A 22,754-nucleotide genomic window follows, 5' to 3' on the forward strand; every position below is an offset into this window, starting at 1 on the left:
ATATCGTGGTTGCACATGCTGATAGCCCTAGAGCTGCATCGGCAAGCAATAGTAAAGGTTGGTACCTTGTCAATAACAGAAAAGACGGTCAAGGCACTACCACATCTGTTACCAATTTAAACAATTATGCGGTGGCTATCGGTGACAATGCCAAAGCTGGAGATGCAGGTGTCGCCATAGGTTCTAATGCAAACACTACGTCGTCTGTTCTGGGTACTGCAATTGGCGCAGCTTCTGAAGCTCGAGGAGATAGCTCTGTTGCGGTAGGGCCCGCCGCATTAAGCGAGGGGGTTCTCAGCATGGCAATGGGACGCCTAGCATATGCAAATGGCTTGTCCTCAATGGCATTTGGGTCAGTTTCTACTGCATCCGCAGATATGACACTTGCTATGGGCAACTCTTCAGCAGCTACGGGGTTGCGTGCAATCGCTATCGGCAGTCCCAATACAAGTGGTAGTGCCAATCAGGACATGACTCAAAACACGCAGTCTTCGGGCGTAGACGCTATTGCTCTAGGTACGGCTGCGCGTAGCACTGGAGATTCAGCTACTGCTATCGGGCAAACGTCTTCGGCTTCTAAAGTTAATGCTGTTGCGATTGGGACCGGTGCCACGTCTAGTAATAGCAATGCAACCGCCGTGGGTAACAGCGCAAGCGCTTCTGGCAGCAGTGCCGCTGCCTATGGCGATATCGCCACGGCAAGTGGCGCCAACAGTACCGGAATAGGGAAAAGCGCAGCGGCGCAATCTGATAATTCAACAGCCGTGGGTAATAGTGCGAGGGCATCTAATGCCAGCGCTACGGCGATAGGCGATAGTACTTCTGCCAGCGGGACAAATAGTTTCAGTGGCGGTAAGAGTGCTGTGGCTAATGCCGGCAACGCCACGGCCTTGGGCAATGCCGCTCAGGCGACGAATACCAGTGCAACGGCTTTGGGAGACAGCTCCGCAGCCAGTGGCCTGAACAGCATCAGTGTTGGTAAGTCAGCCGCTGCCAGTACGGATAATACGATCGCATTAGGCACCAGCAGCAAGGCTTCTGGCACCTATTCCAGTGCAATCGGGGCCAACAGCAGCGCTGGGGCTACCTATGCCAATGCGCTGGGGGCTTCAAGCAATGCCTCGGGTGCTTACTCTTTTGCTGAAGGCAAGGATAGCAAAGCCAGCGGCTATAGCAGTACGGCCATTGGTAACGTGGCAACCGCTACCGATCAGCAGGCGGTTGCGGTGGGGCTGTCGGCGACGGCATCTGGGCGGCGAAGCATTGCCATCGGTGCGCCGTCAGAACAGAGTCCGGCCAGTACCTCTACCAATGACAGTGACCGTATAACCAAAGATGCGACCTTGGGTACGAAGGCTTCTGCGCCGGATGCCATGGCGATCGGTTCGGGGGCACAGGCGACCGCGCAGTACGCAACGGCGCTGGGTACGAATACCGCCGCTTCCAACAAGAACACCATTGCTCTGGGCAAGAACGCGGCCGCTTCGGGTCTGTCTGCGGTATCCATTGGTTATGATGCCAAGGGTATTGGCAACTACACAGTGACTATCGGCGAAGACAGCTCTGCCAAAGGCGACTTCGGGGCAGCCATCGGTAACTATGCGGCGGCGACAGGCACTCAATCGTTTGCGGGAGGCTACAAGGCGGCGGCGTCTCAGGCCAATGCGGCTGCCGTAGGATCAAATGCTATTGCAAGTGGCGCAAGCAGTACCGCGCTGGGCACTTCTGCCGCGGCTTCCGGTGAGTCCAGCTTGGCTGCCGGTTCTTCGGCCAATGCGTCAGGCGTCAACTCGACAAGTGTAGGGGCAGGCAGTCAGGCCTCTGGGGAAAGCGCAACATCGCTCGGGCGTAACGCGCGCAGCGAAGGTAGCCACGCCCTTGCGGCCGGATATAACGCGGCCGCCAGTGATGTCAGTGCCATTGCCTTGGGTGATAGCTCAGCGGCCAGCAAGCAGAATGCCTTGGCGGTAGGGCAGGGCGCGCAGGCGACCGAAACCGGGGCGATGGCTCTGGGCCAAGGCGCCAATGCGGCTGAAGCGGATACTGTTGCTATCGGCAATACCAGTACCGCGTCGGGTGAAAGCGCTATTGCGCTGGGTAAAGGTACGAAAAGCTCGGTGACCAGCGGTGTGGCATTGGGTGAAGGTGCAAACGCAAACCGCGCTGGCCTAGGCGGCTCCAACGAGGCCTTTTCTGGCACGTCTGTTGCGTCTACGAAAGGTGCTGTATCCGTTGGTTCTACGGATAACGAACGCCAGATTGTTAATGTGGCGGGTGGTACCCAGGATACCGATGCAGTCAACGTTCGCCAGCTGAAATATGTGGGCAACGCTGTAGTGACAAGCCTGGGCGGTGGCGCAGCATTCGATGCGTCTTCCGGTACCTATACGGCGCCGACCTATACCAATAACAACAAGTCCTTCAATAACGTAGCGGATGCCTTGAGTGATGTGAACAGTGGTGCCGTGAAGTATGAACGCGGCAGCGACGGCAGCATCAACAAGGACAAAGCCACACTGGAAGGCGGCAGTAACGGCACCACGTTGGATAACGTCGCCAACGGCACAGTGTCTTCCTCAAGCAAGCAGGCGATCAACGGTAGTCAGCTCTACGGCACTAGCAGCAGCGTGGCGAATGCGTTGGGTGGCGGCTCAACGGTCAACCCTGATGGGACGGTAAGTAATCCTTCCTATACCGTACATAACGCCGATGGCACGACGACCAATGCGGGTAACGTCGGTGATGCGATCACCAATGTGGATAACCGCACCGCAGGCAACACAGACGCGATCAACAATATCAACAGCGGTAAAACCGGGCTGACGCAGCAGGCCGCCGCGGGCGAGAAGATCACTGTCGGTAAAGATACAGACGGCACGGAAGTCTCGTTTGCTGACAAGAACAATGGCACGCGTAAGCTGACTAATGTGACGGCAGGTACGCTCGCTTCGAATAGCACTGACGCCGTGAACGGTGGGCAGCTCTATACCGAGCAGGCACAGCGTCGTACGGCGGATAACGGCCTAGCAACGGCACTGGGTGGCGGTGCGGCAGTGGCCGATGACGGCACGGTGACGGCGCCGACCTACACCAATAACAACAAGTCCTTCAATAATGTGGCCGAGGCGCTAAGCGATGTGAACAGCGGTGCCGTGAAGTATGAGCGCGGCAGCGACGGCAGCATCAACAAGGACAAAGCCACACTGGAAGGCGGCAGTAATGGCACCACGTTGGATAATGTCGCCAACGGCACGGTGTCTTCGTCAAGCAAGCAGGCGATCAATGGCAGTCAGCTCTACGGCACTAGCAGCAGCGTAGCGAATGCGTTGGGTGGTGGCTCAACCGTCAATCCTGACGGGACGGTAAGTAATCCTTCCTACACCGTGCATAACGCCGATGGCTCGACCGCTACCGCCAATAACGTTGGTGATGCGATCACTAATGTGGATAACCGCACCGCAGGCAACACCACTGCGATCAATGATATCAACAGCGGTAAGACCGGGCTGACGCAGCAGGCCGCCGCGGGCGATAAGATCACTGTTGGTAAGGATACAGACGGTACGGAAGTGTCGTTTGCTGATAAGAACAGTGGCACGCGTAAGCTGACTAATGTGACGGCCGGTGCGGTTGCTTCGAATAGCACTGACGCCGTGAACGGTGGGCAGCTCTACACCGAGCAGGCACAGCGTCGTACGGCGGATAACGGCTTGGCAACGGCTTTGGGTGGCGGTGCGGCAGTGGCCGATGACGGCACGGTGACCGTGCCGACCTACACCAATAACAACAAGTCCTTCAATAACGTGGCCGAGGCGTTAAGCGATGTGAACAGCGGTGCCGTGAAGTACGAACGCGGCAGCGACGGCAGCATCAACAAGGACAAAGCCACACTGGAAGGCGGCAGTAACGGCACCACGTTGGATAATGTCGCTAACGGCACAGTGTCTTCCTCAAGCAAGCAGGCGATCAATGGCAGTCAGCTCTACGGCACTAGCAGCAGCGTGGCGAATGCGTTGGGTGGCGGCTCAACGGTCAACCCTGACGGGACGGTAAGTCATCCTTCCTATACCGTACATAACGCCGACGGTACGACGACCAATGCGGGTAACGTCGGTGACGCGATCACCAATGTGGATAACCGCACCGCAGGCAACACCACTGCGATCAATGATATCAACAGTGGTAAAACCGGGCTGACGCAGCAGGCCGCCGCGGGCGAGAAGATCACTGTCGGTAAGGATACGGACGGTACGGAAGTGTCGTTTGCTGATAAGAACAGTGGCACGCGTAAGCTGACTAATGTGACGGCAGGTACGCTCGCTTCGAATAGCACTGACGCCGTGATCGGTGGGCAGCTCTACACCGAGCAGGCGCAGCGTCGTACGGCGGATAACGGCCTAGCAACGGCACTGGGTGGCGGTGCGGCAGTGGCCGATGACGGCACGGTGACCGCGCCGACCTACACCAATAACAACAAGTCCTTCAATAATGTGGCCGAGGCGCTAAGCGATGTGAACAGCGGTGCCGTGAAGTATGAGCGCGGCAGCGACGGCAGCATCAACAAGGACAAGGCCACACTGGAAGGCGGCAGTAATGGCACCACGTTGGATAATGTCGCCAACGGCACGGTGTCTTCGTCAAGCAAGCAGGCGATCAATGGCAGTCAGCTCTACGGCACTAGCAGCAGCGTAGCGAATGCGTTGGGTGGTGGCTCAACCGTCAATCCTGACGGGACGGTAAGTAATCCTTCCTACACCGTGCATAACGCCGATGGCTCGACCGCTACCGCCAATAACGTTGGTGATGCGATCACTAATGTGGATAACCGCACCGCAGGCAATACCACTGCGATCAATGATATCAACAGCGGTAAGACCGGGCTGACGCAGCAGGCGGCTGCGGGCGAGAAGATCACTGTCGGTAAGGATACGGACGGTACGGAAGTGTCGTTTGCTGATAAGAACAGTGGCACGCGTAAGCTCACCAATGTGACGGCAGGTACGCTCGCTTCGAATAGCACTGACGCCGTGAACGGTGGGCAGCTCTACACCGAGCAGGCACAGCGTCGTACGGCGGATAACGGCCTAGCAACGGCACTGGGTGGCGGTGCGGCAGTGGCCGATGACGGCAGCGTAACGGCGCCGACCTACACCAATAACAACAAGTCTTTCAATAATGTGGCCGAGGCGCTAAGCGATGTGAACAGCGGTGCTGTGAAGTATGAGCGCGGCAGCGACGGCAGCATCAACAAGGACAAGGCCACACTGGAAGGCGGCAGTAATGGCACCACGTTGGATAACGTCGCTAACGGCACGGTGTCTTCCTCAAGCAAGCAGGCGATCAACGGCAGCCAGCTTTACGGCACTAGCAGCAGCGTAGCGAATGCGTTGGGTGGTGGCTCAACCGTCAACCCTGATGGGACGGTAAGTAATCCTTCTTACACCGTGCATAACGCCGATGGCTCGACCACTACCGCCAACAATGTCGGTGATGCGATCACCAATGTGGATAACCGCACCGCAGGCAACACCACTGCGATCAATGATATCAACAGCGGTAAAACCGGGCTGACGCAGCAGGCGGCTGCGGGCGAGAAGATCACTGTTGGTAAGGATACGGACGGTACGGAAGTGTCGTTTGCTGATAAGAACAGTGGCACGCGTAAGCTCACCAATGTGACGGCCGGTACGCTCGCTCCGAATAGCACTGACGCCGTGAACGGTGGGCAGCTCTACACCGAGCAGGCGCAGCGTCGTACGGCGGATAACGGCCTAGCAACGGCACTGGGTGGCGGTGCGGCAGTGGCCGATGACGGCACGGTGACCGCGCCGACCTACACCAATAACAACAAGTCCTTCAATAATGTGGCCGAGGCGCTAAGCGATGTGAACAGCGGTGCCGTGAAGTATGAGCGCGGCAGCGACGGCAGCATCAACAAGGACAAGGCCACACTGGAAGGCGGCAGTAATGGCACCACGTTGGATAATGTCGCCAACGGCACGGTGTCTTCGTCAAGCAAGCAGGCGATCAATGGCAGTCAGCTCTACGGCACTAGCAGCAGCGTAGCGAATGCGTTGGGTGGTGGCTCAACCGTCAATCCTGACGGGACGGTAAGTAATCCTTCCTACACCGTGCATAACGCCGATGGCTCGACCGCTACCGCCAATAACGTTGGTGATGCGATCACTAATGTGGATAACCGCACCGCAGGCAACACCACTGCGATCAATGATATCAACAGCGGTAAGACCGGGCTGACGCAGCAGGCCGCCGCGGGCGAGAAAATCACTGTCGGTAAGGATACGGACGGTACGGAAGTGTCGTTCGCTGATAAGAACAATGCTGCTCGCAAACTGACCAACGTAGCAGCAGGCACGATCGCGTCAGAGAGCACGGATGCAATCAACGGCAGCCAGTTGTATGCGAGCAATGAGAGCCTTGCCAATGCCTTGGGTGGTGGTTCGACGCTGAACCCTGATGGCACGGTGACGAAGCCGACATATGCCAACAATGGCACCACCTACAACAACATCGGTGATGCGCTGAAGGATGTGAACGATGGGGCGGTGAAATACAACCGCAACAGCGATGGTACGATCGACAAGAGCAAGGCGTCTCTGGAAGGTGGTGACGCTGGCACGACGCTGGATAACGTCGCGCCCGGTAGTGTCGCGGCCGACAGCAAGCAGGCGGTGAATGGTAGCCAGCTGCACAGCGAGCAGACACAGCGCCAGACGGCCGATACTGGGCTGGCGAATGCGCTGGGTGGTGGTTCCAAAGTGGCTGATGACGGTACGGTGACCAATCCAACCTATACCGTACATAACGCCGATGGCTCGACCACTACCGCTAATAATGTTGGTGATGCGTTGACCAACGTGGATACCCGCACCGCAGGCAACACAGACGCGATTAACAATATCAACAGTGGTAAGACCGGTCTGACACAGCAGGCGGCTGCGGGCGAGAAGATCACTGTCGGTAAGGATACGGACGGTACGGAAGTGTCGTTCGCTGATAAGAACAATGTTGCTCGCAAACTGGCCAACGTAGCAGCAGGCACGATCGCGTCAGAGAGCACGGATGCAATCAACGGCAGCCAGTTGTATGCGAGCAATGAGAGCCTTGCCAATGCCTTGGGGGGTGGTTCGACGCTGAACCCTGATGGCACAGTGACGAAGCCGACATACGCCAACAATGGCACCACCTACAACAACATCGGTGATGCGCTGAAGGATGTGAACGATGGGGCGGTGAAATACAACCGCAACAGCGATGGCACTATTGACAAGAGCAAGGCGTCCCTGGAAGGCGGTGACGCTGGCACAACGCTGGATAACGTCGCGCCCGGTAGTGTCGCGGCTGACAGCAAGCAGGCGGTGAACGGTAGCCAGCTGCACAGCGAGCAGACACAGCGCCAGACAGCCGATACTGGGCTGGCGAATGCGCTGGGTGGTGGTTCCAAAGTGGCTGATGACGGTACGGTGACCAATCCAACCTACACCGTACATAACGCGGATGGGTCGACCACTACCGCCAATAATGTTGGTGATGCGTTGACCAACGTGGATACCCGCACTGCAGGCAACACAGACGCGATTAACAATATCAACAGTGGTAAGACCGGTCTGGTACAGCAGGCATCCGCTGGCAAACCGATCACGGTGGCAAAAGACACGGACGGCACCGAAGTCACCTTTGCTGATAAGGATGGCAAAACACGTACGCTGACCAATGTCTCGGCGGGTAAAGTCTCGTCGAACAGTGTCGATGCCATAAACGGCAGCCAGCTGTACGCAGGCAATCAGAGTATTGCCAATGCGTTGGGTGGTGGCTCAACGGTCAACCCTGATGGGACGGTAAGTAATCCTTCCTACACCGTGCATAACGCCGATGGGTCGACCACTACCGCCAACAATGTCGGCGATGCGATCACCAATGTGGATAGCCGTACCGCAGGCAACACAGACGCGATTAACAATATCAACAGGGGTAAAACCGGGCTGACGCAGCAGGCGGCTGCAGGCGAGAAGATCACTGTTGGTAAAGATACAGACGGTACGGAAGTGTCGTTTGCTGATAAGGACAAGAATGCTCGCAAACTGACCAACGTAGCAGCAGGCACGATCGCGTCAGAGAGTAAGGACGCAATCAACGGCAGCCAGCTGTATGCGAGCAATGAGAGCCTTGCCAATGCCTTGGGTGGTGGTTCGACGCTGAACCCTGATGGCACGGTGACGAAACCGACATATGCCAACAATGGCACTACCTACAACAACATTGGTGATGCGCTGAAGGATGTGAACGATGGGGCGGTGAAATACAACCGCAACAGCGATGGTACGATCGACAAGAGCAAGGCGTCCCTGGAAGGCGGTGATGCAGGCACGACGCTGGATAACGTCGCGCCCGGTAGTGTCGCGGCCGACAGCAAGCAGGCGGTGAACGGTAGCCAGCTGCACAGCGAGCAGACGCAGCGCCAGACGGCCGATACCGGGCTGGCGAATGCGCTGGGTGGTGGCTCCAAAGTGGCTGATGACGGTACGGTGACCAACCCAACCTATACCGTACATAACGCCGATGGCTCGACCTCTACCGCCAATAATGTTGGCGATGCGTTGACCAATGTGGATACCCGCACCGCAGGCAACACGGATGCGATTAACAATATCAACAGTGGTAAGACAGGTCTGGTACAGCAGGAATCCGCCGGCAAATCGATCACGGTGGCAAAAGATACAGACGGCACCGAAGTGACCTTTGCTGATAAAGATGGCAAGACGCGTACGCTGACCAATGTCTCGGCGGGTAAAGTCTCGTCCGATAGCGTCGATGCCATAAACGGCAGCCAGCTGTACGCGGGCAATCAGAGTATCGCCAATGCGCTAGGTGGTGGTTCGACGCTGAACCCTGACGGTACGGTGACGGCACCGTCGTATCAGCTGCACACCTATAACCAGCACTCTGGCGAGCAGCCTGCCGTGACCTACAGCAACGTTGGTGAGGCACTCAGCAATGTTGATGGTCGTACGATCACCAATACGGATCAGATCCGTGAGATTGCGGCTCGTGTTAATCCCGCTGGTGAGTACGGTTATAGCGTGAATGGCCGCAATTTTGACCGTGTTGAAGAGGCGATGCGCGACATCGACGCTGGTGCGGTCAAGTACGACCGCAACACTGACGGTACCATCAATACCAGCAAGGCATCGCTGGAAGGTGGTGACAAAGGCACCGTGCTGGACAACGTCGCCAATGGTGCCGTGACGGCAGACAGCAAGCAGGCCGTGAATGGTAGCCAGCTCTATGCGACCAACCAGGCCATTAGTGATATCACCGGTGGTAAGACCGGGTTGACTCAGCAGGCTGCGGCTGGCGAGAAGATTACGGTGGGCAAGGATACCGACGGTACAGAAGTGTCGTTTGCTGACAAGAACGGCGGCACGCGTACGCTGACGAGCGTTTCGGACGGTAGTGTCAGCGCTACCAGTAAGGAGGCAGTGAACGGTAGCCAGCTGCACAGCGAGCAGACGCAGCGTCAGACAGCGGACACCGGCCTAGCCAATGCGCTTGGAGGCGGGGCCAGTGTGGCGGATAACGGTTCGGTTACGGCGCCTTCCTATACGCTTCACAACGCAGATGGCTCCACGACAACGGCCAATAATGTGGGTGGCGCACTGACCAATCTTGATGACCGTACGGTGAACAACACCAATGCGATCAATCAGATGGCGAGCGGGAAGTCGGGCCTCGTTCAGCAGGAAAGCAACGATGCAACCATTACCGTTGGCAAGGACAGCAACGGTAAGACTGTGACCTTCGCTGACAAGGACGGCAATGCTCGCAAGCTGATGCAGGTAGCCAACGGCGACATCAATAGCACGAGTCAGGATGCCATCAACGGCAGTCAGCTCCATGCCAGCAACATGAGCATTGCCAACAGCCTTGGCGGCGGCTCTACCGTCAACGCAGACGGTACGTTGTCCGTACCGGTATATACCTTGAATGGCAAGCAGTACGTTGGGGTCGATCAGGCGCTGCAGGGACTGGGGCAGAGTACGGCCTCGAATTCCGATAGCGGCAGCTCATCGGCGACCGGTGATCACAGCTCGGCAACAGGCGCGGGGTCCAATGCGTCAGGTACGGGCGCTACGGCCAACGGTGACAAGGCCTCCGCCATAGGCAATGGTAGCACGGCGGGTGGTGCTAATAGCGTTGCTTCCAATACCAACAGTACGGCGCTGGGTAATGGTGCCAAAGCCACGGGTGAAAACGCTTCTGCGACAGGTGCGGGTGCCAGTGCTGGCGGCAAGGAAAGTACCGCAACCGGTGCCAATTCCTCCGCGAAAGGTGACTATGCAACGGCCAGTGGCGTGAATGCTCAGGCGTCCGGAACAGGGTCTACTGCCTCAGGCCATGGCGCCAAGGCGACCTCCGATAACAGCTCTGCTTTCGGTAGGGATGCCGTTGCTTCCGGCACTGGCAGCACCGCTGGCGGCAATGCGGCCAAGGCCTCCGGTGACGGCTCGACAGCTTATGGCCAGAACGCGACCGCAAGCGGCAGTCAGAGTGCGGCCTTCGGTCAGAATGCGACGGCTGATGGTCAGAACTCCGTTGCGTTGGGAGCAGGCTCCTCTACGGATGGCCGAGACAATACCGTGTCGGTCGGCAGCGCAGGCAGCGAGCGCGCCATCAGCAATGTCGCGGACGGCACCCAAGCGCACGATGCCGCTACGGTGGGGCAGATGAGCCGAGGTTTCAGTGCTATGGATCATCGTATCGACAAGGTCGAACGTCATGCCAAGGCGGGTACGGCGTCGGCTATGGCGATGACGGGGCTGCCGCAGGCCGTGTTGCCGGGCCGCAGCATGATGTCGGCGGCAGGGGGTACGTTTGAAGGCCAGTCTGCCGTTGCCGTGGGTCTTTCGACCATGACCGATAATGGTCGCTGGATCATAAAGGGCCAGGTTTCAGGCAATACCCAGGGTGAAGTAGGCGGTGCCGTGGGGGTCGGCTATCAGTGGTAAAGGACTAATAAACATGGAAATTAAGTGCAAGGTTTGCGGATGAGGTAAGCTGTCGTCTGCTATTTTGGAACACATGGGGTGCGACCTTTTTACAGGGGGCACCCCGTTTTTTATCGGGGGGAAGTGCCATATGGTAACACTCGACCCTGCTGTGGGTATTTTGCCTAGAAAAAGCGCGGGGCCCCGACTGGTACTGGTTAAGACGTTCGTTGAATTTTATTCCCGAGTGAACAATGCGGGTTTTTATCGAGCGTCACAGGTGATATTTTACCAATGATAAAAACCGCTGGTCGGTCGATTCTCATGACATTGCACAAGGGATAGTGGCATGCAGGAAAAAGTGGAAGACAAAGTAAATGCGTCGGGCAAGGATGCCTTCTATGAAGAAATCTTTTCGACACTGACCGAAGCTCTGAGTGCACTAGGCCTTGATCAATTCGCCTACTATTCACTGCCTCGGGAAGGGGCTGTCCAACCTGAGATCATTTCGAATTTCCCGCGTGAGTACTACTAGCGCTACTGTGCAGAAAAGCTGTACCGGATCGACTCCGTTATCGAGACGGCGCGGCATCGGGTGACGCCGTTCGCATGGGACACGGCCGTCACGATGGGGGAGGAATGCAGCAACATCTTCGATATTGCCAAGCATTACCGTATTACGGCGGGCTATACCTTCGTGGTGCATGACCACTACGGCAACATGGGGACACTGCACATCTGCAATCACAGCCATGATGCTGAAATGTTCAACCACCTCATCGTCAAGAATCGCGCCAATCTGCAGATGCAGTTGCTCGATACGCATGAACGCTACGTGGCGCATTTTGGGGCAGCAGGCTTCCTCTTTGCCCGCGATCTTCGCAATCCGTTGTCGGAACGTGAAAATGAAGTGCTGCATTGGGCGAGCATCGGCAAGACCTACGAAGAGATTGCCGTCATTCTCAACATCTCCGAGCGTACGGTGAAGTTCCATATGCGCAACGTGGTGTCCAAGCTCAAGGCCGTCAATGCAAAGCATGCGATCAAGAAAGCGTCCGACATGCACCTGCTGGTCGAGACTCCGGCCTAGCAGATGAGCGCAATGAGGCAGTAAAACGAAATTGTGACCTGCCAAAGCCCCTCACGACATTGACGAGTCGCCGAACAGGTACAATGCTGTAGGCAGTTGCTTTGAGGAGATAACGCAATCATGGCGAAACAACGTTTGATGTTCACAGGGGCATTGGTCGCGGCATGCCTTTCTATCGGGGCAATTGCCGGTTGCAATGGCGGTGATTCTGATGCCAGCAAGACGGCCACTCCCGGCCAGCAGGAAGCGAAGGCGGGCGTACAGCAGCGCTTTGCAGGTACGGCGCCGTGCGCTGACTGCGATGGCATTCGCAACGAGCTGACGCTCAACTTCACTCAGGACGGTCAGCCGGATGGCTTCACCCTGACGCAGAACTATCTGGGTGCCAAGGATGATCGCAGCAACCACACGTTCAACGTCAAAGGGCTGTTCGCCGTGCTGACAGGGTCTTCCGAAGATCCTAAAGCCGTGGTGTATCACCTGATGCCGGATGACGATAGCGAACCTGCATCCTACTATCAGCGTACCGATGACAACACGCTGAAGCTGCTGGAAAAACAGGGTAGCGGTGAGTCCATCACGCTGACCTTGTCGAAAAAAGACTACTCGATGACGCGCGTCACTCAGTGATGCGTTCACCTTCGTGTAATCGAAAGGCTGCCCCATAAAGGGCAGCCTTTTCTGTATCCGAGCATTGATTTTGAGGCGTTTAGCGCAGGTGGAGCGCCTTCATTGTATCGACCGCAGTAGAACCACTGCACGTACCTTTCTTTCCTCGCGCCGGGACCTTTCTCTAATTTACTCTTTCCATATCATCGGGTTATGTTGATGGTGCTGTAGGTCGTGGCACATGAAACGGTCAATCTTGCTGAGCGATACGGGCTAACGCGGGAGCAGATGGCCGCGAAAGCCGCGTCTTTTGGCACTTCGTTTGCGTGTCAATAGGCAGAAACAGTTATGATAGAAAGCCATTACCCTTATTTTTTCACCCAGTAACGCTGGCCTTGCTTTGCGCGGGCCGGTGCATGGTTACCAAGGATTTCTCATGACCGACCGACCATCGTCTGCAGTGGATGCCGATCAGGCACCACCGCAGGAATTGAAAAGGACCCTGACCAACCGTCACATTCAGCTCATTTCTATCGGGGGCGCCATCGGGACCGGCCTTTTCATGGGGTCGGGGAAGACCATCTCTCTGGCGGGGCCGTCGATCCTGCTCGTGTACGCCATTATCGGCACCATCCTGTTCTTCGTCATGCGAGCACTGGGCGAGCTGCTGCTGAGCAATCTTGAATACAACTCCTTCAGTGATTTTGCAGCGGATCTGCTGGGGCCGTGGGCGGGGTTCTTCACCGGTTGGACCTACTGGTTCTGCTGGGTGGTGACCGGCATGGCCGATGTGGTGGCCATCACCAACTACATTCATTTCTGGATGCCAGGATTGCCGAGCATCATTCCGGTACTGGGCAGCATCGGGCTGCTGATGGGGCTTAACATCATCGCCGTGAGAATGTTCGGTGAACTGGAGTTCTGGTTCGCACTGATCAAGATCGTCGCCATTGTGGCACTTGTGGTGGTGGGTATCGGGATGCTGGGCTTTGGCTTTACCGCGACCGATGGAACGCCTGCTTCTGTCGCCTATTTGTGGGAGCGCGGCGTTTTTCCGAAGGGGATAAGCGGGTTCCTTGCGGGCTTCCAGATCGCCGTGTTTGCGTTCGTGGGGATCGAGCTGGTGGGAACGGCGGCGGCAGAAGCCAAAGACCCTGAAACGGTGCTGCCCAAGGCCATCAATGCCATTCCGATCCGTATCATTATGTTCTACGTGTGCGCATTGGCCATCATCATGAGCATCACGCCGTGGTGGAACATCAACCCTGAAGTCAGCCCGTTCGTGAACTTGTTCTCCATGCTGGGGCTGCCGGCAGCGGCCAGCATCATCAACTTCGTCGTTTTGACGTCTGCTGCGTCTTCGGCCAATGGCGGTATCTTCTCGACGAGCCGCATGCTGTACGGGCTGGCCGACAAGGGGGATGCCCCGCGTGCCTTCGGTCGTCTATCGCGTGTTGCCATTCCCGCCAATGGGTTGCTGTTCTCCTGTGCCTGCTTGCTGCTGGGCTCGATTGCCTGCCTGCTCAGCTCCAGTGCCATGAAAGCGTTTACGCTGGCCACGACGATTTCGTCGCTGCTGTTCATCTTCATCTGGTCGATCATCCTGTGCTCGTATCTGGCCTACCGCCACAAGCATCCTGACCGTCATGCCCGTTCCATCTACCGCATGCCGATGGGCGTTGTCATGAGCGTGGTCTGTCTGATCGGTTTCGCTGCCATCATCGTGATGCTGTGGCTGCAGCCGGATACGCGCCAGGCGCTGCTGATCACCCCCGGCTGGTTTGTCCTGCTGGGCATTAGCTATCTGATCATCCGCCTGCGTCGCCGCTCCGCAGCCTGAGGCTGCGGCCGTGTGTCAGGCTTCACGCATCGCTCGACAAGCCGATATTCAATGGAGAGACCTCCTGTTCATCGGTCCGAGCGTGCACTAATTCGTTGCATAGGGCGCGAGGCAGTGTCATATATCCTTATCCTGCCGGTACGGCTTTCATGCCGCAGGATAAGGGTGCCAGTGAAGGGAATTCTTTCTTTGGGCGGGCTTGTCTGTGCGAGCCGTTCCACGCGGCACTTCTGTGCTATGGCGCCATCGGAAGACGAAGCCCTCTGTCCGGCATCAGCGGTATTCGTGTGATAACCTGAATGCATGACCGAATCGCCAGCTCGCGGCAATTTCTGTGCAGCCTACAATAGAGTTGACCCCAACCGTCCGGGATACTGATTGTATGAAATCATCTGTCTTACGTTTCTATCTTTCCTTTAGCGGCTTGCTGCTGCTGTTCTATCTGGCCTTTGCCTCGTGTTATGCCCTGTTGCAGGCGTGGGTAAAGCAGGTCGTTGGATTCACTCCGCAGCAGATCGGTACGATCTATACACTGGTTGCTCTCGTCGCGCTTTTTAGTGCGCCGCTGTTCGGGGTACTGCAGGATCACTTGGGTACCTCCAAGAAGCTTCTGATGTGGCTGGGCGCCGGGATGATTCTCTGCTCTCCGGTTATGGGCTACCTGTTTGTATTCCTCGCACGCGACGTGTCGTTTATTGCGTCGGCCATTCTGCTGGCGTTCTATCTCGGGATCGTGATGGTTGGGGGGGTTGGGACGGTAGAGTCCTACTGCGAACGTGCTTCGCGCCATATCGGTTTTGAATACGGCAACGCTCGTCTATGGGGATCGCTGGGCTATGCCTTCTCTGCCAGTACCGTGGGTTTCTTCCTCGATATTAACCCCCAGATCTGCTACTACATCACCTCTGCGGCCGGTGTGCTGTTCGTCCTGATTCTGATCTCTCTCGACACTCGTCAGCTTCAACCGGATCAAGAGCGTCGCTATGCAGAGCGTACCAACTCGCTGGTGCAGAGTTTCGGGCTGTTCAAGCTGTCTCGCTTCTGGCTGCTGACGCTGTTTCTCTTTGCCGCCAGCGGCGGTTTCATGCTGTACGACCAGCAGTTCCCCAACTACTTTGCCAAGCTATTCGTCACGTTCTCGGCCGATCAGCTGACGCATGCGCGTGACCTGCTAGCACACACCGTAAGCGGTACGAGTGAGCAGCTTCAGCAGGCGCAGAGTATGGTGAATCTGGCAGACCTTCAGGAAGGTAGCGGTAAGAAAGTGGCAGGTATTCTGCTGGCCATCCAGCTGTGCTGCGACGCGTCTGTGCTGTTAATCATGCCGTGGATCATCAATCGCATCGGTGCCCGTAACGGTTTGCTGTTGGCCGGCGTCATCATGGCTTTCCGTATCTTCATGTCAGGTCTGGTCACGGTCTTTTTCCCGCACCCGGATCAAACGCATGCACGCATCATCATGGCGGGTGCACTCAAGCTGATGCAGGCCATTGACGTTCCAATGCTGATCGTCTCGACCTTCAAGTACATCGCACCGTCGTTCGATAGCCGTTACACCTCTACGGTCTACTTGGTGAGCTTTCAGTGCTCCCAGCAGATTTGTGCCGTATTGCTGTCCACGCTGATGGGCTTCAGCTATGAAACCATTGGTTTCGAGCCGACCTATATGATCATGGGTGTATTCATTATCGGTATGACGATTCAAGCGCTCTTCACCTTGCCTCGTATCGAATCGCCACAGCAGAAGGTGGCCAAGGCCTGATCCTGTTGATCTGACCTGCCCTTCATAACAAAGCCCCTGCCATACATGTCATGGTAGGGGCTTTTTCTATCTGGAGTGGCTTGGCGCTGTTGGGTGTCAGCGCAGGCGTACCAGCGTGCTGTCTGCCTGTTGTCGGTCAAGATCTGCCGTATTGCAGATCTCGTACCGCTGGGCGGTATCGTTGCGGTAGCAGTGAGTGAAGCCCATGTCGGTCGTCATGATCAGCGCCATCTTGTCAGCACTGACAACGCCTTCCTCGTGGGCATAGCGATGCATTTCCTCAAAGGAAATTACACGAAACGAATCATTGTCATAGTCTTCACGCATGTGCAGGTTGTCCATTCGTTGGCTGATGGATGGAGGCGGAGCGTGTGAAGGCTGCCCTTGCAAATGTACCGCCCGTTGAAAAGAGCTACTGGCGCTCTGGCACGTGTCCAGCGCTACGGCGTTGTGGCCTTCATGATGCGCGCTTCCAATGCCAGCAAGTGACGCTTGATATCCAGTCCCCCATTGTAGCCGACCAGCCCGCCATCGGCAGCGAGTACGCGATGGCACGGTACGATGATTGGCAGGGGATTGTTGCGGCAGGCCAGTCCGACGGCGCGTGCGGCACGGGGCGAGCCTACCTGCTGTGCAATGCCGCCATAGTGACACGTTCTTCCATAGGGAATAGCTAGCATCGCATCCCGAACGGCCTGCTGAAAAGGGGTGCCAAACGGGGCCAGAGGAAGCTCGAAGTGCGTACGCTGCCCCAGCAGCCATTCCTCCATCTGCTTGGCTGTTTCGCATAGTACCGGCGTGTTCGCTGCCGTGCCGAAGGTGTCGTCTGGCACATGGGCCGTCGAGAGGACGATGCGGTACAGCTGATCGTCTTCGGCGATAAGGCGCATGTCGCCCAGTGGCGTCGTGATATCCAAATGCGTGCGCATGGTGAGCTCCTGAGTGACCGTGTCGGCCAATGGGATACCATGAATCATAGTGGGGAAGAAGGCAAAGATCATGCAGCCGACCGACGCACTGGCTGCTGGAATTTCGCAGTGGTGCGTCGGAGGGCCAGAGAGGAACCGCGAACGTGGGCTTACTGTTCGCGGGGGGCGCTGCTGATGAAGTCGATGAAGGCCTGCAAGGGCGGTGATGCCGGTGTTTCGTTTGAATAAAACAGGTGGAAATGATCCGTGTCCTGATGCCATTCGCTCAGGACTTCGATCAACTCGCCGTGTTCAATGAACGGAGCCGCAATCGGGCGGTGGACGTAGGCTAGTCCTGCACCGTCGAGGGCCGCACGCACCATCAGCACGTCGTCGTCCAGCAGCAATGGGCCCTCTACCTGCATGGCGATGGTTTCATCATCCTTAGTGAATTCCCATGCATACACGACGCCACTCGGGAAGCGGCGGCCGATGCAGATATGGCGTGCCAGGTCGCGTGGGTCTTCCGGATAGCCAACCGCAGCCAGATAGTCCGGTGCACCGACCACTACCATGCGTGGCGTAGGCAGCAGCTGGACGGCGGTCATGTTCGATGAGACGCAGTTGCCGAAGCGGATGCCTGCATCGAAGCCTTCCTTGGTGATATCAGTGGTTGCGCAGTCGGTCACGATTTCCAGCTGAATATGCGGATAGCAGCGGTTGAATTCGGCCAGACGTGGGGCAAGAACAACCTGCGCTGCCGCGCGAGGGATGCTCAGGCGAACCAGGCCGGACGGCGTGTCACGGAATTCATTGATATGGTCGAGGGCTTCGTCGATTTCCTGCAGTGCTGGACCAAGGCGGGCCAGCAGCTGCTGACCGGCGGTCGTGGCGCTGACGCTTCGCGTGGTGCGATTGAGGAGACGAACGCCAAGCCGATCTTCCAGATTTTTCAGCGAGTGGCTCAGGGCAGAGGCAGAGACATTGCGTTCCTGAGCCGCCTTACGGAAGCTCTGATGCCGCGCCACGCTGGCAAAGGCATGCAAGTCATTGAGATAGGTACTCTTGATCATGAAAATATACTCTTGGGTCTGTGCACGTTGCCCATTGCCGATGCGCTGACGGCGTGGAGGGCATGCCATGCTGGTCTCGTACACGGAGAGGGAGAGGCGTTCATGACATGAGCGTGCGATGTCTCGAAAGAGAAGGCCCCTTGAATCACTATCGGCGTCAGGGGCGCAGCTGTTCACTACGTCTATCGAAATATCGTGGAATGAAAGCGATACCGCTGTGCTTCCACCACTCGCTACGGGGGTACCCGAACGCGAGATACTGTACCGCCCCTTCTGCATACTGCCTTCCTAGCAGTCGCAAAGGCAGGAGGCAGGCACCTCCTGCGCACTGGCAGACCCCGTCATCCTTGCGTTGGAGCATGGCTGCGGCGCGAACGGATACAGTGGATTTTCTTCCAGACTATATCGGTAGGTATTAAGGAAAAATGAGGGTTTTTTCCGCGCCTGCGCCCGTATGACGGCGACCTGACGGAAGATTCAGGTGAATATTCCTCAACAAATGCCGTTGTCATATAAGGAAGCGTTGGTGGAGAAAGGCTTCCATCTTTTATCCCTGTGCGATGGCTATCGGCCGTCGTCGACCATGAGTGAGCGCCCATGATTTCAAGCTGGACTCTTCGTCATATCGTGCGTGAGGATCTGGACACCATCATTGGCTGGATCCCCAGCGAAGCGGCATTGAAATGCTGGGCGGGGCCCGGCTGGGCATGGCCCATCGACGCCGATGCGCTGTGGACGCAGGTCGACCTTGAGGAGTCGCTGCCTTTGGTCATGGCGACCGACCATGATGTGATGGCGTTCGGTCAGATCCTGCAGCAGGAGCCCGGCATGCTGCATGTCAGCCTGCTGGTCGTTAACCCTGAATTTCGTGGGCGGCGTCTTGGTGAACGTATCTGCCTAGCGCTGTTCAAGCGCGGCATGTCGCACTGGATGGACGCTTCCCATGTCACGCTGGATGTCTGTCGTGATGACAAAGCGGCGCTGGCCATGACGCGTCGGTTAGGCTTCATGGAACAGGAAGACGTGCAGGAAGACACGGCGGGCCGTATTCGCCTGATTCACGAGCTGCCAGAGCTTCTGGGGTAGGCGGCGGTGGGTAGGTAGATTGTGGGGCAGGAAAGAAGTCGCGTTGAGAAGTCGTAGTACGCATCAAGCAGGAATGTGGGTTCCCTAGTAAGTAGTTAGTAGCACGACCATGTAGCAGCAAGACCATGGCAGAACAAAACGGCAGCCGACTCTTAGGAGCGGCTGCCGTTTTCATTTAGGGTAAAGTGCAGGTGGTCAGATATGCGTGATGATCTGTTCGGCTGGCAGGCGGGATTTCGGCAATTTGGCGTTGAAATCGTCTTCGGCATGATAGCCGAGCGGCAGCACGACTAGGCTGCGCAGCCCTTTCTCACGCAGCCCGAGCAGCTCGTCGAGGCGATCAACATCAATACCTTCGATCGGAGTGCTGTCGAGGCCCAGTGAGGCCGCGCCCAGCAGGGTATACCCCAGCGACAGGTAGACCTGGCGCGCCATCCAGTCCTGCATGCGCGGTTTGTTGAGGCCGACGAAGAAGTGGCGGCCCTTGTCCATTGCACTGCGTGCATCTTCGGTCGAGAAGCGGCCGTCTTTGTCTTCCTGATCCAGAATGGCCTGCATGTGCGCTTCGTCCATATCGTCACGCACGCAGAAGACCACGACGTGCGAAGCACTGCGGATCTTTTCGACGTTCATGGCGTAGTTGCCATCGGCCGCCTGTGCGATCAGATCGCGCCCTTGCTCGGTGCCGGCAATGATGTAGTGCCACGGCTGAGAGTTGACCGACGACGGTGCCGTGCGCAGCAACGTTTCAACTTTATCCATCGTTGCCGCATCGATCCTGCGACTGGCATCGTATTTCTTGGCGGTAAAGCGTGCTTCCGATGCAGTGACAACATCCATAGACATAAAGACAGCTCCAAATGATTCGTGCATCACGCCACGGCAGACGGACATCTGCCGTGGGAATAGTTGGTATGCATAATAATTAACACGCTATCGAGTTTATGGAAAGCGTTATTTCCCTAACGTAATGTTTGGGTACTGTGCCTTCCCATGCGATGTCACTCTCACTCTACGCTGACGTGACATTCCACCTTGCGGTATGACGTGCGTTCCCACGGCTGCTGATAGGTGAAGACCAGCGTGTCTAGCCCTTTCTGGCGTGTGGAGAACTGCCATTCATGCACGCCCGGTGCGCCCACCATTGGGGGGTGGCCGTCTTCATTGCGGGGCTCGACGAAATGGCTGCCTTCGAGCTGGAGGATTGATGATTCCTGCAGCAGCGACCACTGATAGCCCGTGGACGGGTTGCTTTCAAAGCGCACGACCAGCGGTTGGCCTTGCTTCAGGCTGACGTTCTGGCAGTTGTCCTGACCCGTCACGACAAGTGGAGTGAGCTGTGCGGGCTGGCTCGCACCGGTATCGGTGCCAGAACTGCTGCATGCAGAAAGCAGTAGTGCACTGCCGACGATACCTGTCGCTGAAAGAAGTGATTTGATCATGATGAATATCCTTGTCGCTTGGGACAGCAGTGCTGCCGGTGATGTGCCCGTTCTGACGCGCGATTGCGCTATCGGTTCCCCCGTGCGGACAAGTGCTGCCGCACTCGACGCGAGGCTGAATGATGCTTGACGCAACGGTCGCCTCGCTGTCATCAGAATAGCAGGCTGCTGCCGTTACCGAAGGGCATTACCTTAGGATTCGTTGTGGCCCGAAGGGCATGTCTGGTTTGTCTTGACGTGGCAATGAGGGTCACCGCCGGATCTACATCGCGCTGTTGGCGTCGATGTTGCTAAGCGGTGCCCGTGGATGCTGATTTATAACCAAAAGTGATAGCGATGGAACCAGACGGTGTTTCAAACTAAAAGTGTCAAGAATTAGGCTGTTCCGTTCTTAAAAGTATGTCGCCCAAAATGGGCCATACTCCTGTTATCAAGGATGCGTCATCAAGAAGGGGCTGGGGTTCGCCATCAGCGCTTTCTTGTCCGTTGCTTTTGGAACGATAGAGGTTGCCATGCTTATCATCTTGTACTGCCTGATTTTCCTACTGCTGATCTATGGGCTCTATCGCTGTCAGCGGTCGGGACTGACGCTGGGACGTCAGGTGCTAATCGCGCTGGTGGTCGGGGTGCTGTATGGCGCTGGGCTACAGGCGCTGCACGGTGCCGATTCCCCCATCATCAAGGACACACTGGCTTGGGTCGGCGTGGTCGGGAGCGGCTACGTCAGCTTGCTGCAAATGATCGTCATGCCTCTGATTATGGTATCGATCCTTGGTGCGATTGCACGTTTGAACGATGCGCGGGCGCTGGGGCGCATCAGCCTGTCGGTGCTCGCTATGCTGATGATTACCGTTGCCATCTCGGCGGCGATTGGTATCGGCATCGCACATTTGTTTGGTCTGACGGCGCAGGGGCTGGCGGATAACGCACAGGCCTTCGCGCGTGGTCAGGCATTGGTTGCCAAAGCGGGGCAGCTCGGTGATCAGAGCGTGCCGCAGATGCTGGTCAGCTTCATTCCGAGCAATCCTTTTGCCGCGCTGACTGGGGCCAGTCCGACGGCCATCATCAGTGTCGTGATCTTCTCGGCTTTCTTGGGCGGTGCCGCGCTGATGCTGCGTCGTGACGAGCCGGAAGCCGGTGAACGATTGATGGCCGGTATTCAGCTGGTACAGGCGTGGATTTTGCGGCTGGTGCGCATTGTCATTCGTCTGACGCCCTACGGCGTGATGGCATTGATGGTGCATATGGTCGCCGTTTCGCACTGGCAGCAAATTCTTGAGCTGGTGCGCTTCTTGGTTGCGTCCTATGTCGGGCTGGCGCTGATTCTGGTTGTACATGCCGTGTTCCTGCTGTTGAGCGGTATTTCACCGAAACGCTTCTTTGGCCGTGCATGGCCGGTACTGAGCTTTGCGTTCACCTCGCGTTCCAGTGCGGCTTCCATCCCGCTCAGCATTGAAACCCAGACCGAGCGCATGGGTATTGCGCCAGCCATTGCTAACTTCGCGGCGACCTTCGGCTCCACGATCGGGCAGAACGGTTGTGCCGGGCTATATCCGGCGATGCTGGCGACGATGATTGCACCGACGGTCGGCATCGACCCGATGACCCCTTCCTTCTTTTTCACGCTGGTCGGCGTTGTGGCTGTTTCGTCGTTCGGGATTGCCGGTGTGGGCGGTGGCGCGACATTCGCAGCCATCGTTGTGCTGTCGACGATGAACTTGCCGCTGGCATTGGCCGGGGTGCTGATCGCTATCGAGCCGTTGATTGATATGGGGCGCACGGCGGTCAACGTGAATGGGGCGATGACCGCAGGGGCTGTTTCCAGTCGCTGGTTGGGTATGACACGCAAGGTCGAAGAGGACTGACGCAGATTGCTGTCTGTTGACCGATCACGCTTATGAAGCAATGCCTACAGGCCGTCCGCAAGGGCGGCCTTTT

The 22,754-nt window shown here is 57.0% G+C and carries 14 protein-coding genes; 9 read left to right on the forward strand and 5 right to left on the reverse strand.

What is annotated here, in order from left to right:
* Nucleotides 1-377: 377 nt before the first annotated feature.
* The 6 genes from ACMHYW_RS01050 (at nt 378) to ACMHYW_RS01075 (ending at nt 16,307) form a co-directional block, all read left to right on the forward strand.
* The gene (locus tag ACMHYW_RS01050) at nt 378-11,027 is read left to right on the forward strand and encodes a YadA-like family protein (protein WP_414501451.1); all 10,650 of its coding nucleotides are present in this window, start codon (nt 378-380) and stop codon (nt 11,025-11,027) included.
* Nucleotides 11,028-11,355: 328 nt separating this feature from the next.
* Nucleotides 11,356-11,541 carry a hypothetical protein gene (locus ACMHYW_RS01055; RefSeq protein ID WP_414500531.1) on the forward strand — a complete coding sequence of 62 codons (186 nt, stop codon included), beginning with the start codon at nt 11,356-11,358 and terminating at the stop codon, nt 11,539-11,541.
* Between the two features lie 60 nt (nt 11,542-11,601).
* On the forward strand, nt 11,602-12,096 hold the full coding sequence (locus ACMHYW_RS01060; RefSeq protein WP_414500532.1) for a helix-turn-helix transcriptional regulator: 495 nt from the start codon (nt 11,602-11,604) through the stop codon (nt 12,094-12,096).
* Between the two features lie 120 nt (nt 12,097-12,216).
* The gene (locus ACMHYW_RS01065; RefSeq protein ID WP_414500533.1) at nt 12,217-12,726 is read left to right on the forward strand and encodes a copper resistance protein NlpE N-terminal domain-containing protein; all 510 of its coding nucleotides are present in this window, start codon (nt 12,217-12,219) and stop codon (nt 12,724-12,726) included.
* 415 nt (nt 12,727-13,141) lie between these two features.
* The gene (gene cycA / locus ACMHYW_RS01070) at nt 13,142-14,545 is read left to right on the forward strand and encodes a D-serine/D-alanine/glycine transporter (protein WP_414500534.1); all 1,404 of its coding nucleotides are present in this window, start codon (nt 13,142-13,144) and stop codon (nt 14,543-14,545) included.
* 382 nt (nt 14,546-14,927) lie between these two features.
* Nucleotides 14,928-16,307: an MFS transporter gene (locus tag ACMHYW_RS01075; RefSeq protein WP_414500535.1), complete on the forward strand. Its 1,380-nt coding sequence runs from the start codon at nt 14,928-14,930 to the stop codon at nt 16,305-16,307.
* 96 nt (nt 16,308-16,403) lie between these two features.
* Here ACMHYW_RS01075 and ACMHYW_RS01080 read toward each other — a convergent pair whose 3' ends face one another.
* The 3 genes from ACMHYW_RS01080 to ACMHYW_RS01090 all read right to left on the reverse strand — a co-directional run bounded on the left by ACMHYW_RS01080 (nt 16,404) and on the right by ACMHYW_RS01090 (nt 18,357).
* Nucleotides 16,404-16,634, reverse strand: coding sequence for a hypothetical protein (locus ACMHYW_RS01080; protein ID WP_414500536.1), 231 nt, complete (start codon nt 16,632-16,634; stop codon nt 16,404-16,406).
* A 113-nt stretch (nt 16,635-16,747) separates the two neighbouring features.
* Nucleotides 16,748-17,236 carry a methylated-DNA--[protein]-cysteine S-methyltransferase gene (locus ACMHYW_RS01085; RefSeq protein WP_414500537.1) on the reverse strand — a complete coding sequence of 163 codons (489 nt, stop codon included), beginning with the start codon at nt 17,234-17,236 and terminating at the stop codon, nt 16,748-16,750.
* Between the two features lie 149 nt (nt 17,237-17,385).
* Complete coding sequence (locus ACMHYW_RS01090) at nt 17,386-18,357, reverse strand: LysR family transcriptional regulator (protein ID WP_414500538.1); 972 nt, start codon at nt 18,355-18,357, stop codon at nt 17,386-17,388.
* Nucleotides 18,358-18,885: 528 nt separating this feature from the next.
* Between ACMHYW_RS01090 and ACMHYW_RS01095 the strand changes: the two genes are divergently transcribed.
* Entirely contained in the window at nt 18,886-19,374 is a 489-nt protein-coding gene (locus ACMHYW_RS01095; protein WP_414500539.1) for a GNAT family N-acetyltransferase, read from the forward strand.
* A gap of 195 nt (nt 19,375-19,569) precedes the next feature.
* Here the strand turns inward: ACMHYW_RS01095 and nfsB are convergent, their stop codons facing one another.
* Entirely contained in the window at nt 19,570-20,220 is a 651-nt protein-coding gene (gene nfsB, locus ACMHYW_RS01100; protein WP_414500540.1) for an oxygen-insensitive NAD(P)H nitroreductase, read from the reverse strand.
* A 161-nt stretch (nt 20,221-20,381) separates the two neighbouring features.
* Entirely contained in the window at nt 20,382-20,816 is a 435-nt protein-coding gene (locus ACMHYW_RS01105; RefSeq protein WP_414500541.1) for a protease inhibitor I42 family protein, read from the reverse strand.
* Here ACMHYW_RS01105 and ACMHYW_RS01110 point away from each other — a divergent pair.
* Both ACMHYW_RS01110 and ACMHYW_RS01115 read left to right on the forward strand, forming a co-directional pair.
* The gene (locus tag ACMHYW_RS01110) at nt 20,815-20,946 is read left to right on the forward strand and encodes a hypothetical protein (RefSeq protein WP_414500542.1); all 132 of its coding nucleotides are present in this window, start codon (nt 20,815-20,817) and stop codon (nt 20,944-20,946) included. The two genes, ACMHYW_RS01105 and ACMHYW_RS01110, sit on opposite strands and share 2 nt — an antisense overlap.
* Nucleotides 20,947-21,328: 382 nt before the next feature.
* Nucleotides 21,329-22,681 (forward strand): L-cystine transporter, encoded by a 1,353-nt coding sequence (locus tag ACMHYW_RS01115; RefSeq protein WP_414500543.1) that lies wholly within the window; start codon nt 21,329-21,331, stop codon nt 22,679-22,681.
* Nucleotides 22,682-22,754 lie beyond the last annotated feature (73 nt).

Source organism: Zymobacter sp. IVIA_12111.31 C1, assembly GCF_047495495.1.
Lineage (GTDB): Bacteria > Pseudomonadota > Gammaproteobacteria > Pseudomonadales > Halomonadaceae > Zymobacter.